The organism is Sphingopyxis sp. L1A2A (assembly GCF_005502465.1).
Taxonomy (GTDB): domain Bacteria; phylum Pseudomonadota; class Alphaproteobacteria; order Sphingomonadales; family Sphingomonadaceae; genus Sphingopyxis.
On the sequence record NZ_SCOT01000006.1, the window covers coordinates 135,491 to 149,643 of the forward strand.

10 protein-coding genes are annotated in these 14,153 nt (G+C 67.0%); 8 read left to right on the forward strand and 2 right to left on the reverse strand.

Going from position 1 to position 14,153, the window contains the following annotated elements; all coding sequences use genetic code 11:
• The 8 genes from FFS68_RS06280 (at position 1) to FFS68_RS06315 (ending at position 8,728) form a co-directional block, all read left to right on the forward strand.
• The gene (locus FFS68_RS06280; protein WP_137752331.1) at positions 1 to 795 is read left to right on the forward strand and encodes an inositol monophosphatase family protein; all 795 of its coding nucleotides are present in this window, start codon (positions 1 to 3) and stop codon (positions 793 to 795) included.
• A gap of 136 nt (positions 796 to 931) precedes the next feature.
• Complete coding sequence (gene rpmI / locus FFS68_RS06285) at positions 932 to 1,135, forward strand: 50S ribosomal protein L35 (RefSeq protein ID WP_088439780.1); 204 nt, start codon at positions 932 to 934, stop codon at positions 1,133 to 1,135.
• 13 nt (positions 1,136 to 1,148) lie between these two features.
• Positions 1,149 to 1,514: a 50S ribosomal protein L20 gene (rplT, locus tag FFS68_RS06290; protein WP_137752332.1), complete on the forward strand. Its 366-nt coding sequence runs from the start codon at positions 1,149 to 1,151 to the stop codon at positions 1,512 to 1,514.
• A 912-nt stretch (positions 1,515 to 2,426) separates the two neighbouring features.
• The gene (locus FFS68_RS06295) at positions 2,427 to 3,299 is read left to right on the forward strand and encodes a helix-turn-helix domain-containing protein (RefSeq protein ID WP_137752333.1); all 873 of its coding nucleotides are present in this window, start codon (positions 2,427 to 2,429) and stop codon (positions 3,297 to 3,299) included.
• A gap of 174 nt (positions 3,300 to 3,473) precedes the next feature.
• Complete coding sequence (pheS, locus tag FFS68_RS06300) at positions 3,474 to 4,556, forward strand: phenylalanine--tRNA ligase subunit alpha (RefSeq protein WP_137752334.1); 1,083 nt, start codon at positions 3,474 to 3,476, stop codon at positions 4,554 to 4,556.
• Positions 4,553 to 6,940: a phenylalanine--tRNA ligase subunit beta gene (gene pheT, locus FFS68_RS06305; protein ID WP_137752335.1), complete on the forward strand. Its 2,388-nt coding sequence runs from the start codon at positions 4,553 to 4,555 to the stop codon at positions 6,938 to 6,940. Before pheS ends, pheT begins: the two co-directional genes overlap by 4 nt.
• 38 nt (positions 6,941 to 6,978) lie before the next feature.
• Complete coding sequence (locus FFS68_RS06310) at positions 6,979 to 7,938, forward strand: alpha/beta hydrolase (protein WP_137752336.1); 960 nt, start codon at positions 6,979 to 6,981, stop codon at positions 7,936 to 7,938.
• Positions 7,939 to 8,176: 238 nt separating this feature from the next.
• A complete protein-coding gene (locus FFS68_RS06315) occupies positions 8,177 to 8,728 on the forward strand; it encodes an MGMT family protein (protein WP_137752337.1) in 552 nt (183 codons plus the stop codon).
• On the opposite strand, the gene FFS68_RS06320 is transcribed toward FFS68_RS06315, so the two are convergent.
• The gene (locus tag FFS68_RS06320; RefSeq protein ID WP_137752338.1) at positions 8,725 to 11,484 is read right to left on the reverse strand and encodes a [protein-PII] uridylyltransferase; all 2,760 of its coding nucleotides are present in this window, start codon (positions 11,482 to 11,484) and stop codon (positions 8,725 to 8,727) included. The genes FFS68_RS06315 and FFS68_RS06320 overlap by 4 nt on opposite strands.
• Entirely contained in the window at positions 11,481 to 14,111 is a 2,631-nt protein-coding gene (gene mutS / locus FFS68_RS06325) for a DNA mismatch repair protein MutS (RefSeq protein ID WP_137752339.1), read from the reverse strand. Before mutS ends, FFS68_RS06320 begins: the two co-directional genes overlap by 4 nt.
• Between the last annotated feature and the right edge of the window lie 42 nt (positions 14,112 to 14,153).

Here is a 14,153-nt window from a genome sequence, read left to right on the forward strand (position 1 = left end):
GTGTCGATCACCTCCGACCTCGCCCTCGCCAATCGCCTCGCCGACGCGGCCGGCAACGCCATTCGCCCGCTGTTCCGCGCCGCCTTTGCCCATGAAGCCAAGGACGATGCCTCGCCGGTGACCGAGGCCGACCGCGCTGCCGAAGCCGCGATGCGCCGGCTGCTGGGGGCCGAGGCGCCGCGCGACGGGATCATCGGCGAGGAATATGGCGCCGAGCGCCCCGATGCAGCGCGGCAGTGGGTGCTCGACCCGATCGACGGCACCGTCAGCTTTATGGCGGGGCGACCGATTTTCGGCACCCTGATCGCGCTGCTCCAGGACGGCTGGCCGATCCTGGGCATCATCGACCAGCCGATCAGCGGCGAACGCTGGGTCGGCGCGCTGGGTCGGCCGACGCTGTTCGGCGGCCAGCCGGCGCGCACCCGCACCTGCCGCGCCCTCGCCGATGCGACGCTCGCCACCACCGGGCCGCAATATTTTGCCGATCATGACGCCGAACATTTCATGGCGCTCGCCGCGCAGACCGCGCACAAGCGCCTGATCTTTGGCGGCGATTGTTACAATTACGGCCTGCTGGCGAGCGGCCATGTCGATCTGGTGGTCGAGGCGGGGCTGAAGCTCCACGATTTTGCCGCGCTCGTCCCCATCGTCGAGGGTGCGGGCGGGACGATGTGCGACTGGAACGGCGATCCGCTCAACGCCGACAGCGCCAAAGACGGTGGGGGCCATGTCATCGCGCTCGGCGATCCGGCGCGGCTCGAGGATGTGATCGAGGGGCTGGCCTGTCACCATTGAAACGGCGGCGGGCCTCCTGTTCCTGCAACGCTTGCATTTCCGGGCGAATCCCCCTAAGCGCCCCGCTTCCGATTGTGTCGGCTGGCGACAAGGGCTGCCAGGTCGATACGCAAACGGACTTCCAAAGGAGACCAAAATGCCCAAAATGAAGACCAAGAGCGGTGTGAAGAAACGCTTCAAATTCACCGCCTCGGGCAAAGTGAAGCACGGCGTTGCCGGCAAGCGTCACCGCCTGATTTCGCACAATTCGAAATATATCCGCACCAACCGCGGCACCAGCGTGCTGAGCGATTCGGATGTGGCCCATGTGCGCCTCTGGGCGCCCTACGGCCTGAAGTAAGGAGCGCTAAGGCATGTCACGCATCAAACGCGGCGTCACCACGCGCGCCAAGCACAAACGCGTATTGGAACAGGCGAAGGGCTTTTACGGCCGTCGCAAGAACACCATTCGTATCGCCAAGCAGGCGGTCGAGAAGGCCGGCCAATATGCTTATCGCGACCGCAAGGTTAAGAAGCGCAATTTCCGCGGTCTGTGGATCCAGCGCATCAACGCTGCGGTTCGCGCCGAAGGCCTGACCTATTCGCAGTTCATGCATGGCGTGAAGCTGGCCGGGATCGAGCTCGACCGCAAGGTCATGGCCGACCTGGCGATGAACGAAGGCACGGTCTTTACGACCATCATCGCCCAGGCGAAAGCGGCGCTGCCCAAGGCAGCCTGACGCTTTTAAGCGAGGCAACAAGAAAAAAGGGCGGTCCCGGCGGGGCCGCCTTTTTCGTTGGGGCATCGCTGGCTGGGATGTCCGCTAGCAACCGATTGCGGACATTCCCTATCATCGTCACCCCGGACTTGATCCGGGGTCCATGACGACGGTGCTGCTGTGGATCCCGGATCAAGTCCGGGATGACGAAGGTCTGAATTCGACCGGTTGTGGACGCTCTCTCTTCCCTTCGTCATTCCCGCGAAAGCGGGAATGACGAGGAGGGCGTAGGGCAGCTCCCCACCCCAATGCCGCCATCCGTCGCTCAAAAATACGCTGTCCTACATTATTCCGCTATGCCAACCTTGGTGTCAGCTCTTTCAATTTGTAAGCAAAAGCGGTCGCCGCCCGGATTCCGGATACGGCCAAGAACTAGCCGCCATCTGTCCGCCGAGCGCGACAAATCCGGCGCTGCAATAGGCTGAACTTTCCTGAACTTTGGCATGATAGCCGGTCCACGCGCCGACCCCGCTCTGCGCGCCCAGCCCGGGATAATCGAAAACGGCAATGGCAGCTTCGCGCCCCAAAGCGGACATCTGCCTCCCCCCAAACGAAGAAGCGGCGCGAAGCTCTCGCTGCGCGCCGCTTCGACAATGGTTCCAGTGGGAACCATCGCCCCCCCGCCCGTTCCGAAAAGCCGTGGGTCGCCGAAAGCTGTCGGCCGGGACGAAGCTCAAAAAATCAGTCCTGTGGTCCCATCAGCGCCAATTTTGTCCTGGTGCTCGCCCCCCGAGCCAGCGACGTAACTATGACGCAGCGACGGCGCAGAAAATTGTAGAAACCCGACAAGCAATGGCGTCAAAATATTGTTTTTCGTCGTGAATGCCCGCTAGAAGACGGTCGATGCCAGAAAGCACCGTTTCTGCGCCGGATATGGCCGACGTTCGAATCGCCACCCGTTTTTTCGCGGTGTCGGCGGCGCTGCGCCCCTATCTCAGCACGATCTATCTGACCGAAGTGTCGGTCCCGGCGGGCAGCCGCGTCGATGATTATCTGCATCCCGAATGGGCCAATTTGCGCTTTGTCGAAGGCGAGGTGCCGCTGGCGTCGGTGGGCGGCGCGCCGGTCATCGCCACGCCGCGCTTTATCGCCACCGGCCCGACCAGCACCGCCACCTATTTCGCCACCGGCACCATGCGGGTCTGGGGCATCGGCGTCGTGCCGCTGGGCTGGGCGAAATTCATCCCGCTGCCCGCCGACGATCTGGCCGACCGGTTTTGCGACGGCGCCGCGCACCCCGCCTTTGCCGCTTTTGCGCCGCTCGGCGAGGCATTGCGCGGGGTGAACGACGTCGACGCCGCCGCGGCGATGATCGACGCCCATTTCTGCGCCCTGCTCGATCGCGCACCGCCCGACGACACGGCGATCCTGGCGGCGCACCGCGCGCTGGTCGACGACGAGCTGGCGACCGTCGCCGACCTGTCGGCCAAGCTGGCGCTGTCCGAACGCTCGATCGAACGATTGAGCCACCGCGCCTTCGGCTTTTCGCCCAAGCTGCTACTCCGCCGCCAGCGTTTCCTGCGCTCGCTGGCGCGCTTCATGCTCGACCCGTCGATGGCGTGGATCGATACGATGGATCATCATTATTACGACCAGGCGCAATTCACCCGCGACTTCGCCAAATTCATGGGGATGAGCCCGCGCGACTATGCCGCGCGGCCCAAACCGATCCTGGGCGCCGCCGCCAAAGCCCGCGCCGCCGCGGCGGGCGCCGCCGTACAAGGGCTGCACAAGCCCGGGGGTTGACCCACGCATTAGGTTCGGTGCAAGCGGCGGCTTGATTTTCGCTCTCACTGTTCAGCACACGCCCGGTTTCCTGTACGTCATTCTCGCGCAAGCGGGGGTCCGCAAGATAGAGCGGTGTCGTCAGGGTAAGTGATGGATTTCCGCCTGCGCGGGAATGACGAAGGAAGATGATTAGTGTTCGACATCAATCAGGCTATTTTGGCGATTGACCACGCTGAAACATTGGACGCGCTTGAAGCATTACGCGTCCAGTTTCTGGGCAAAAACGGTGAAATCACACTGCTGATGAAAAAACTGGGTCAAATGACCCAGGACGAACGCTCGTCATTTGGGCCGTTGTTCAACGGCTATCAGCGCGAAGCAAATGCCGCCATCGCCAGCCGTAAGACGGCGCTCGAAAGCGCGGTACTCGACGCCCGTCTGGCGAACGAGCGGATCGACATGACGTTGCCCGCCGATGCCGCGCCCAAGGGCAGCATCCATCCGGTCAGCCAGGTGATGGACGAGCTCGCCGAAATCTTTGCCGACATGGGCTTTGCCGTCGCCACCGGTCCCGAAATCGAGGATGACTGGCGCAATTTCACCGCGCTCAACATTCCCGAAACGCATCCGGCACGCGCGATGCACGACACCTTCTATTTCCCCGACAAGGATGCCGAGGGCCGCGCCATGCTGCTGCGCACCCACACCTCGCCGGTCCAGATCCGCACGATGATGAGCCAGCAGCCGCCGATCCGCATCATCGCGCCCGGCCGCGTCTATCGCAGCGACAGCGATGCGACGCATACCCCGATGTTCCATCAGGTGGAAGGTCTCGTCATCGACCGCGGCATCCATATGGGGCATCTGAAGTGGACGCTTGAGACCTTCCTGAAGGCCTATTTCGAGCGCGACGACATCGTCCTGCGACTGCGCCCGAGCTATTTCCCCTTCACCGAACCGTCGGCGGAAGTGGATGTCGGCTATAAGCAGGAAAAGGGCCGCCGCATCGTCGGCGGGCATGGCGATGATGATGCCCATGCGTGGATGGAGCTGCTCGGCAGCGGGATGGTGAACCGCCGCGTCATCGCCAATTGCGGGCTCGATCCCGACGAATGGCAGGGCTTTGCCTTCGGGGTCGGGGTCGACCGGCTGGCGATGCTGAAATATGGCATGGACGACCTGCGCGCCTTTTTCGACGGCGACCTTCGCTGGCTGGCGCATTATGGATTCGGCGCGCTGAGTGTCCCGACGCTGAGCGGGGGGATTTCGGCATGAAACTGACCCTCGAATGGCTCCGCGAGCATCTGGAAGGTGACTTCGCGGTCGCCGATATTGTCGATACCCTCAACCGCATCGGCCATGAGGTCGAAGGCGTCGAGAATCCCGCCGACAGGCTGAAGGGTTTCCGCGTCGCCAAGGTGCTGACCGCCGAGAAACATCCGCAGGCCGACAAGCTGCAAGTGCTGACGGTCGATACCGGCGACGGCGGCGCGCCGCTGACCGTCGTGTGCGGCGCGCCGAATGCACGCGCCGGACTGGTCGGCGTGCTCGGCCTGCCCGGCGCGGTCGTTCCCGCCAACGGCATGGAGCTGAAGGTCGCCGCCGTCCGCGGGGTCGAATCGAACGGCATGATGTGCTCGACGCGCGAGCTGGAGCTGGGCGACGATCATGATGGGATCATCGAACTCCCCGCCGACGCCCCGATCGGCACACCCTTCGCCGATTACAGCGGCGCGGGCGATCCGGTGATCGACATTTCGATCACCCCGAACCGGCAGGATTGCATGGGCGTGCGCGGCATCGCGCGCGACCTCGCCGCCGCAGGGCTCGGCACGCTGAAGCCGCTCGCCGTCCCGACCATCGTCGGGACAAGCGCACCCGCGACCGAAATCGCTACCCTCGACCCCGAAGGCTGTCCCGCCTTTTACGGCCGCACGATCAGCGGCGTCACCAACGGCGCCGCTCCCGAATGGATGCGCCGCCGCCTCGAAGCGGTCGGCCAGCGTTCGATCTCGGCGCTCGTCGACATCAGCAATTATGTCATGTTCGACCTCGGCCGCCCAAGCCATATCTATGACCGCGCCAGGCTGACCGGCGCGCTCGTCGCGCGCCGCGCGAAGGCGGGCGAAACGGTCACCGCGCTCAACGGCAAGGACTATGTGCTGACCGACACGATGACGGTGATCGCCGACGACAGCGGCGTCCACGACATCGCGGGCATCATGGGCGGCGAGCATAGCGGGTGCAGCGAGACGACGAGCGACGTGCTGATCGAAATCGCCTATTTCACCCCCGAGCGCATCGCGCTGACCGGACAGGCGCTCGCGCTGACCAGCGACGCGCGCAGCCGGTTCGAGCGCGGCGTCGATCCCGCCTTCCTCGACGACGCGACCGCGATCGTCACCGCGCATATTCTTGCGATCTGCGGCGGCTCCCCCTCGGCCGTGACGCGCGCGGGCACCCCGCCCGCCGAGGTGAAGACGGTCGATTACGACCCGGCGCTATCGGCCACGCTCGGCGGCATCGCGATCGCGGCCGAACGGCAGAAAGAGATTCTGACCGCGCTGGGCTTTACCGTCATCGAACAGGGCGGCCGCTGGCAGGTCGCGGTGCCGAGCTGGCGCCGCGACATCGACGGCGCCCCCGATCTGGTCGAGGAAGTCACGCGCATCACCGGTTTCGACGCGATCGCGTCGGTGCCACTGCCGCGCAGCGATGGCGTCGCCAAACCGACCGCGACCGCCGAGCAGATGCTCCAACGCCGTATGCGCCGCGCCGCGGCATCGTCAGGCTTCCACGAAGCGGTGACCTGGTCGTTCATCAGCGACCGCGATGCCGCGCCGTTCGGCGGCGGCGACTGGTCGCTCGCCAATCCGATCAGCGAAGATCTGAAGGTCATGCGCCCGTCGCTGCTCCCCGGCCTGCTCGCCGCGGCGCAGCGCAACCAGAATCGCGGCGCGGGTAGCATCCGCCTGTTCGAAATCGGGCGGCGCTATCTGAGGGGCGCCGAGCATCCGACGTTGGCGATCCTGATGGCGGGCGACAAGCGCGCGCGCGGCTGGCAGGCGGGCAAGGCGGCAGCGTTCGATGCGTTCGACGCCAAGGCCGCGGCGCTGGCGCTGCTTGAGGCCGCGGGCGCCCCCGCCGACCGCTTGCAGGTGATGGAAGCGGTCAGCGAGGGCAGCATCTGGCACCCCGGCCAGTCGGCGACGCTGCGGCTCGGTCCCAAGGCGGTGCTCGCCGAGTTCGGCGCGCTCCACCCGCTGCTGACCCGCCATTTCGACGTCGATGGCCCGGTGATGGCGGTGCAGATTTTCCTCGATGCGATCCCGGCAAAGCGCGCGAGCGGCCCAGCGCGCGCCGCCCTTACCCCGCCCGCGCTGCAATCGGTGCGCCGCGACTTTGCGTTCCTGGCCCCGACCAGCCTGACCGCCGCCGAGCTGGTCCGTGCGATCCGCGGCGCCGACAAGGCGAGCATCGTCGATGCGCGCCTGTTCGACCGCTTCACCGGGCAGGGCGTGCCCGAGGGTCAGGTGAGCCTGGCGGTCGAGGTCGAATTGCAGCCAGTGGAAAAGAGCTTCACCGACGCCGAGCTGAAGGCGATCGCCGACAAGGTGGTCGCGGCGGCGGCGAAGGTTGGGGCGGTGCTGCGGGGGTGATCTTCGCGGCAGCGCGGGAAGAAAGGGAGAGTTTCGCCATGGACACCCGCCACCTCGTCGACCGCGAGATCGCGCCCATCATTGACCTGTTCCCTCGGGTCAATCTCGACGCCGCGCCGATCGCCCAGATTCGGGCGAAGGCGGCGGAGACCTATGCCATCCTGCCACCGCCGGTCATCGCGCCCGAAAAGCTGGTCGTACCGTCGATCCATGGCGGCCCCGACGTGCCGGTGTTCCTTTACCGCCCGGCCGCAACCCATCCGGGGGGCGGCGCCATCCTGCACATCCATGGCGGCGGCATGGTTATGGGATCGGCTGAACAGCTGCAAGCCGGACCCGCGGCGCTGGCCGCTGCGGCAGGGGTGCCGGTCGCGTCGGTCGAATATCGCCTCGCGCCCGAAAACCCGTTTCCCGCGCCGCAGCAAGATTGCCATTCGGCGCTGGCATGGCTCGCCGGGCAAGCCGATGCGCTCGGCTTCGACGCCGACCGGATCATCGTCGCGGGCGAAAGCGCGGGCGGCGGCCTTGCCGCGGCGCTCGCGATCATGGCGCGCGATCTCGGTGGCCCGGCGATCGCGGGCCAGCTTTTGACCTATCCGATGCTCGATCATCGCACCGGCGGCGATGCCTGTCCGTACGACAATCCCACGACCGGCGAATTCATCTGGACGCGCGCGAGCAACCGCTTCGGCTGGCGCGCGCTACAAGGCGATTACCGGGCCGACGATGCCCGGCGCGGCTGGTTTTCGCCGAGTTTGGCCGAGGATCTGACCTGCCTGCCCCCCGCCTATATCGCGACCGGCAGCCTCGACCTCTTCTTCGACGAGAATCTCGACTATGCGCGCCGGCTGGTTGCCGCGGGGGTGTCCGTGGACCTGCACAGCTATGCCGGCGCGATTCATGCGTTCAACGCGATCCCGGACGCCGCGCTGTCGCAGCGGTTCAACGGCGGATTGCTGGCCGCTGCGGCCGCCATGACAGCGCCGACCGGGGGTTGAGAGCGCCCGCCGTGCGGCGGGTTGCGGACGTTGATCCTCCCCGTGGTGAAGCCATGGGATATTTCGCTCTTCGTCACCGCGGACTTGATCCGGGGTCCATGCGGCGGCCGTAGCGACGGATCCCGGATCAAGTCCGGGATGACGATAGTGGCAGTTCCCCACCCGCCCATTCATTCCCGGCCCCTATGGCTTCAGCACCATCCGACCCTATATCGCGCGCAAGGACGGAGAAACGGGCATGACCGGACAATGCCAGTATCAGCTTTTCGAAACCGCGGCCGGGGTCGCAGCGATCGGCTGGACCGCCGCAGGCGTCACCGCGCTGCGGCTGCCCGCGCCGACCGCTTCCGAAACCGCGCGGTCGATGCTGCACCGGCTGCCTGATGCGGTCCGTGCCGAGCCATCGGCCGGGATTGCGGCGATCATAGGTGCGGCGATCCGATATTTTGCCGGCGAACGCACCGAATTTTTTGCCGTGACGGTCGATCCCGGCGACCAGCCGCCCTTTTTCGCACGCGTCTATGACCATGTGCGAACGCTCGGCTGGGGCGAAACGACAACCTATGGTGCGGTGGCGCGCGCGCTGGATGTTGGCCCCGAACATGCCCGCGCGGTTGGGCAGGCAATGGCGACAAATCCGGTGCCGCTGATCATCCCCTGTCACCGCGTCCTCGCGGCAGGCGGGGCGATCGGCGGTTTTTCGGCGCCGGGCGGTCCGTTGTCGAAGGCGCGCATGCTCGAACTCGAAGGCGTGCCCATGGCGCCAGTCCAGCAGGGGTTCGACTTCTAGGCCGCCACCGCGTCCTCGCTCTGGCTCGTCGCGGCTTCCAGCAGGCGTTTTTCCAGCGATTTCACCCGCGCCGCGCTGTCGATCTTGTCGCCGATCAGGTCGGTGACATAGAACGTATCGACCGCGCGTTCGCCATAGGTGGCGACGTGGGCGCTGTGGACGGTCACCTTCGACTGGAACAGCGCATAGGCGAGCTGGTTGAGCAGCGCGGGGCGGTCCTGCGCGTTGACCTCGATCACCGTGAAGCGGTTTGACGCCTTGTTGTCGACAAAGACATTGGGGGCGATGCGGAAGGCTTCGGCGCGGGTGCGCGGGAGGGCGCGGGCTTCGAGTTTGGGGAGCAGTTTCTGGCGGTTGGCGAGCGCATCCTCGATCGCGCGGGTCAGCCGGCCGATCTGTCCGGGTTCGTCAAACGGGCGACCGATCGGATCCTGGACGAGAAAATTGTCGAGCGCGAGGCCGTCGCGGGTGGTGTGGATGCGCGCGTCGATGATGTTGCCGCCCGCCAGGTGAATGCCCCCCGCAATGCGATAGAACAGCCCCGGATGGTCGGCGGCGAGCACCATCACCAGGGTCGCGCCGCGATCGTCGTCGGGGACCGCGGCGATGTGCAGCGGCGCGTCGCCGGCTTGCCGGATGTGGACCAGATTGGCGGCGATGACCTCGACCGGTTCGGCGATCCAATAGCTTTCGGGAAGCTGTCTCGCGACCTTGTCGAACGTCTTGCGATCGAAGCCGAATTGCGCCGCGACCGCGTCCTTCTTGCTCGCGATCCGCTGTTCGCGGCCGCGCTGTTTGTGGCCGAGCCGCAGCACTTCTTCGGCGGCATCGTAGAGTTCGGTGAGCAACTGCCGTTTCCAGCTGTTCCACACCCCCGGCCCGACGGCGCGAATATCGACGACGGTGAGGACGAGGAGCAGGCGCAGCCGTTCGGGGCTTTGCACCTGTCCCGCGAAATCGAGGATCGTCTTGAAATCGGCGAGGTCGCGTTTGAACGCGGTCGCCGACATCAGCAGATGATAGCGCACGAGCCACGAGACGGTCTCGGTCTCGGCGTCGCTGAGTCCCAGCCGCGGGCAGACGCGCAGCGCCAGTTCGGCGCCGAGTACGCTATGATCGCCGCCGCGCCCCTTGGCGATGTCGTGAAGCAGCACCGCGCAATAGACGACACGGCGCGAATGGATCTGGTCCATGATCGCGGTCGACAGCGGGTGATCGTCCTTGAGCCGCCCCTGTTCGATGTCGGACAGCAGCCCGATCGCGCGGATCGTGTGCTCGTCGACGGTGTAGTGATGATACATGTCGAACTGCATCTGCGCGACGACGCGGCCGAAATCAGGAACGAAGCGGCCGAACACCCCCGCCTCGTTCATCCAGCGCAGCACCGTTTCGGGATCGCGTGGGGACGTCAGCACGTCGAGGAACAGCGCATTGGCGCGCGCGTTGCGGCGCACCCCCTGCGTCTCGATCAGCTTCGCCTCGTGTCGCGCCTGCCGCATCGCCTGTGGATGGATTTCGAGGCCGTGTTTGTCGGCGAGCGCGAAGATTTCGATCAGGCGCACCGGGTCCGCCTGAAAAAAATCGTCGCCGGGCAGCGCGAGGCGGCCGCGGTCGAGGACAAAGCCATTGAGCTTGCCGGGGCGCCGCCGGATCGTCGGCAGGAAGCGCCGGCCGCGCGCCGCCATCTGGTCGTCGAGATGCGCGAGGAAGGTGCCGGTGACGTCGCCGACGCTTTTGGCGTGGAGGAAGTAGAGCTGCATGAAACGCTCGACCGCGCTTTTGCCCGGGCGGTCGGCAAATTGCATCCGCGCCGCGATCTCGCGCTGAAAATCAAAGGTCAGCCGGTCCTCGGCGCGCCCCGACAGCGTGTGGAGATGGCAGCGGACGGCGAGCAGGAAATTTTCGGCGCGTTCAAACTGCCTGAGCTCGCGCGCGCTGAGCAATCCGGCATCGACCAGCTCGGGAACGGTGCGGACGCGGTGGATGAACTTGCCGATCCAGAACAGGGTGTGGAGATCGCGGAGCCCGCCCTTGCCCTCCTTCACATTGGGTTCGACGACATAGCGCGAATCGCCCATGCGCTTGTGGCGCTCGTCGCGCTCGGCGAGCTTTTCGGCGACAAACGCCCGCGCATTGCCGGCGACAACCTCGGCATCGAAGCGCGCCGACGCCTGATCATAGAGCGCGCGGTCGCCCCAGATGAAGCGGCCTTCGAGGAGCGCGGTACGGATCGTCAGGTCATCCTTGGCGGCGCGCACCATCTCGTCGAGCGAGCGCGAGGAGTGGCCGACCTTCAGCCCCAGATCCCACAGCGTATAAAGCTGCGCCTCGATCACCTGTTCGGTCCAGCTGGTCTGCTTGAACGGGGTGAGGAAGCCGATGTCGATGTCGCTGTGCGGCGCCATTTCGCCGCGGCCATAGCCGCCGACCGCGATCAGCGTGAGGCGCTCGCCCGCCGAGCGGTTCGCCGAGGGATAGAGATGATCGACGGTGAAGTCGTGGCTGAGCCGGACGATCTGGTCGATCAGGAAGGCGGTAGCGCTCGCCGCGACGCGCCCCGCCGACGGACGGGCGCGCAGGCGGCGGTCGATCTCCGCCCGCGCGTCGTCGAGCGCGGTCTTGAGCAGCGCGACCATCGCGCGGCGGCGCGCCGCGCTGTCGGGGGTAGTCGCCGCAATCTCGTCGAGCCGGTCGGCCAGCGCGCGGCGATCGATGATCGCGCGGCGCTGGTCAAGATTGTCGAACAGGTCGCTCATGCCTCGTCCGCCAGCAGCCGCTTGAGCGCATAGAGCGCGTCGAGCGCCTCGCGCGGGGCGAGCGCGTCGGGGTCGATCTGGCCCAGCGCGTCGCGGAGCGCATCCTTCGCCGCCACCGGCGCGGCGGCGAGGGTCGCGGCGAACAGCGGCAGGTCGTCGAGCCCCGCGGCGAGGCCGCCGGTCGCCTGGCGCCCCGCTTCGAGCTTTGCCAGCACCGCCTCGGCGCGCTTGACGACGCCCGCGGGGACGCCGGCAAGGCGCGCGACGGCGAGGCCGTAGCTGCGGTCGGCGGGGCCCTTGGCAAGTTCGTGGAGCAGAACCAGATCGCCCTGCCATTCGCGGGCGCGGACATGGTGGAGCGACAGCGCATCGAGCGTTTCGGCGAGGCGGGTGAGCTCGTGATAATGGGTCGCGAACAGGCAGCGGCAGCGGTTGACCTCATGCACCGCCTCGACCACCGACCAGGCGAGCGCGAGCCCGTCATAGGTCGAGGTGCCGCGCCCGACCTCGTCGAGGATGACGAAACTTTGCGGGGTCGCTTGCGCGAGGATCGCGGCGGTTTCGACCATTTCGACCATGAAGGTCGAACGCCCGCGCGCCAGATTGTCGCTGGCGCCGACGCGGCTGAACAATTTGTCGACGAGGCCAAGCCGCGCCGAGGCGGCGGGGACGAAGCCGCCCGCCTGCGCGAGCACGATAATCAGCGCATTCTGGCGCAGGAAGGTCGATTTGCCGCCCATGTTGGGGCCAGTGACAAGCCACAGCCGGTCGCTTTCCGACAGCGACAGATCATTGGGGACGAAACGCTCGCCCGCTTTCGCGAGCGCCGCCTCGACCACAGGGTGGCGCCCGCCGACGACATCGAGGCACGGCGTGTCGGCAAGGTCGGGGCGGCACCAATTGTGGCTCATCGCGTGGTCGGCGAGCGCCGCGGCGACGTCGATCCGTGCGAGCACGTCGCAGCTCGCGGCGATGTGCTCGCGGCGTGCCACCGCCAATTCGGTGAGCGATTCGAGATGCGCGGCTTCGGCGGCGACGGCGTGGACGCCCGCCTGCGTGACGCGGCTTGCAGCTTCGTGGAGGTCGGCGGAATTGAAACGCACGACGCCTGCGAGCGTCTGGCGGTGGGTGAAACCCGATTCGGGGAGCATCAGCGCGTCGGCGTGCTTCGCGGGCACCTCGACATGATAGCCGAGGACGCCATTGTGGCGGATCTTGAGCGAGGCGATGCCGGTGCGGTCGCGATACCCCGCCTCGAGCAGGGCGATCGCCTTGCGTCCGTCGCGCGCGGTTTCGCGCAAGGCGTCGAGCGCGTGGTCGTAGCCTTCGGCGATGTAACCGCCTTGCGCCGCATCGACCGGCGGGGTTTCGATCAAGGCACGCGACAGTTCGTCGACCAGCGCGCCATGGCCGTCGAGCGCGGGGAGCAGGCACGCGAGCAGGGGCGGCAGATCGGGGCGCCGCGCGAGGCGTTCGCGGAGCAGCCGCGCGCCGCCGAGCGCGTCGCGCAGCTGCGCGAGATCGCGCGGCCCGCCGCGCCCGGCGACGAGGCGGCCGAGCGCGCGTCCGGCGTCGGGCAGCGCGCGCAGCGCGGCGCGCAGCTCGCCGCGCCACAGCGCATCGCGCGCGAGGCCATCGACGAGGTCGAGCCGGTCGAGGATCGCGGGCTTGTCGGTCAGCGGGCTGGCGAGATCGTCGGCGAGCAGCCGCGCGCCCGCGGCGGTGACGGTGCGGTCGATGGTACCGAGCAGGCTGCCGTCGCGCGTCCCCGTCATCGTACGGACGAGTTCGAGGCTTTCGCGCGTCGCGGCGTCGATCGCCATGCGGCCCGACGCGAGATGGCGCACCGGCGGCTGGAGGAAGATCGGCTGGCCGGTACCGACATGGTCGAGATAGGCGACGAGCGCGCCCATTGCCGCGATCTCGCCGCGCGAAAAGGCGCCAAAACCATCAAGCGTCTGGACGCCAAAGAAGGTTTCGAGCCGCTTTTGCGCCGCGGTGCTGGAAAACTCGGCGGCAGGACGGCGCACGACCTGGCGCGCCGACGAAATGGGCAGTTCGCCAGCCGCTTCGCCGACCAGCAACTCCGACGGCGCGAGCCGCGCCAGTTCGGCATCGGCCGCCTCGGGCCGCACCGCCACCACCTCGAACCGCCCGGTCGAAATATCGGCGGCCGCGATCGCCACCTCGCCCGCGCTCCCGACCTCGGCGAGCGCGGCGAGGCGGTTGGCGCTGCGCCCTTCGAGCAGGCTTTCCTCGGTCAGCGTCCCGGCGGTGACGAAACGCACGATGGCGCGCGCCACCAGCGCTTTCGACCCGCCGCGCGCCTTGGCCTCGGCGGGGGTTTCGACCTGTTCGGCAATCGCGACACGATGCCCGGCGCGGATCAGCCGCGCGAGATAGGATTCGGCGGCATGCACCGGCACCCCGCACATCGCCACCGGTTGCCCGTCATGTTCGCCGCGCGAGGTCAACGCGATGTCGAGGGTCGCCGCCGCGGCCTTGGCATCGTCGAAGAACAGTTCGAAGAAATCGCCCATGCGGTAGAACAGTAGACAGTCGCCCGCCTGCGCTTTCAGCGACCAATATTGCGCCATCATCGGCGTCGCGGCGGCGACCCTCGACATCGCGTTGACCTCGCGCGGCGAACCTGACTCTTATACACATAT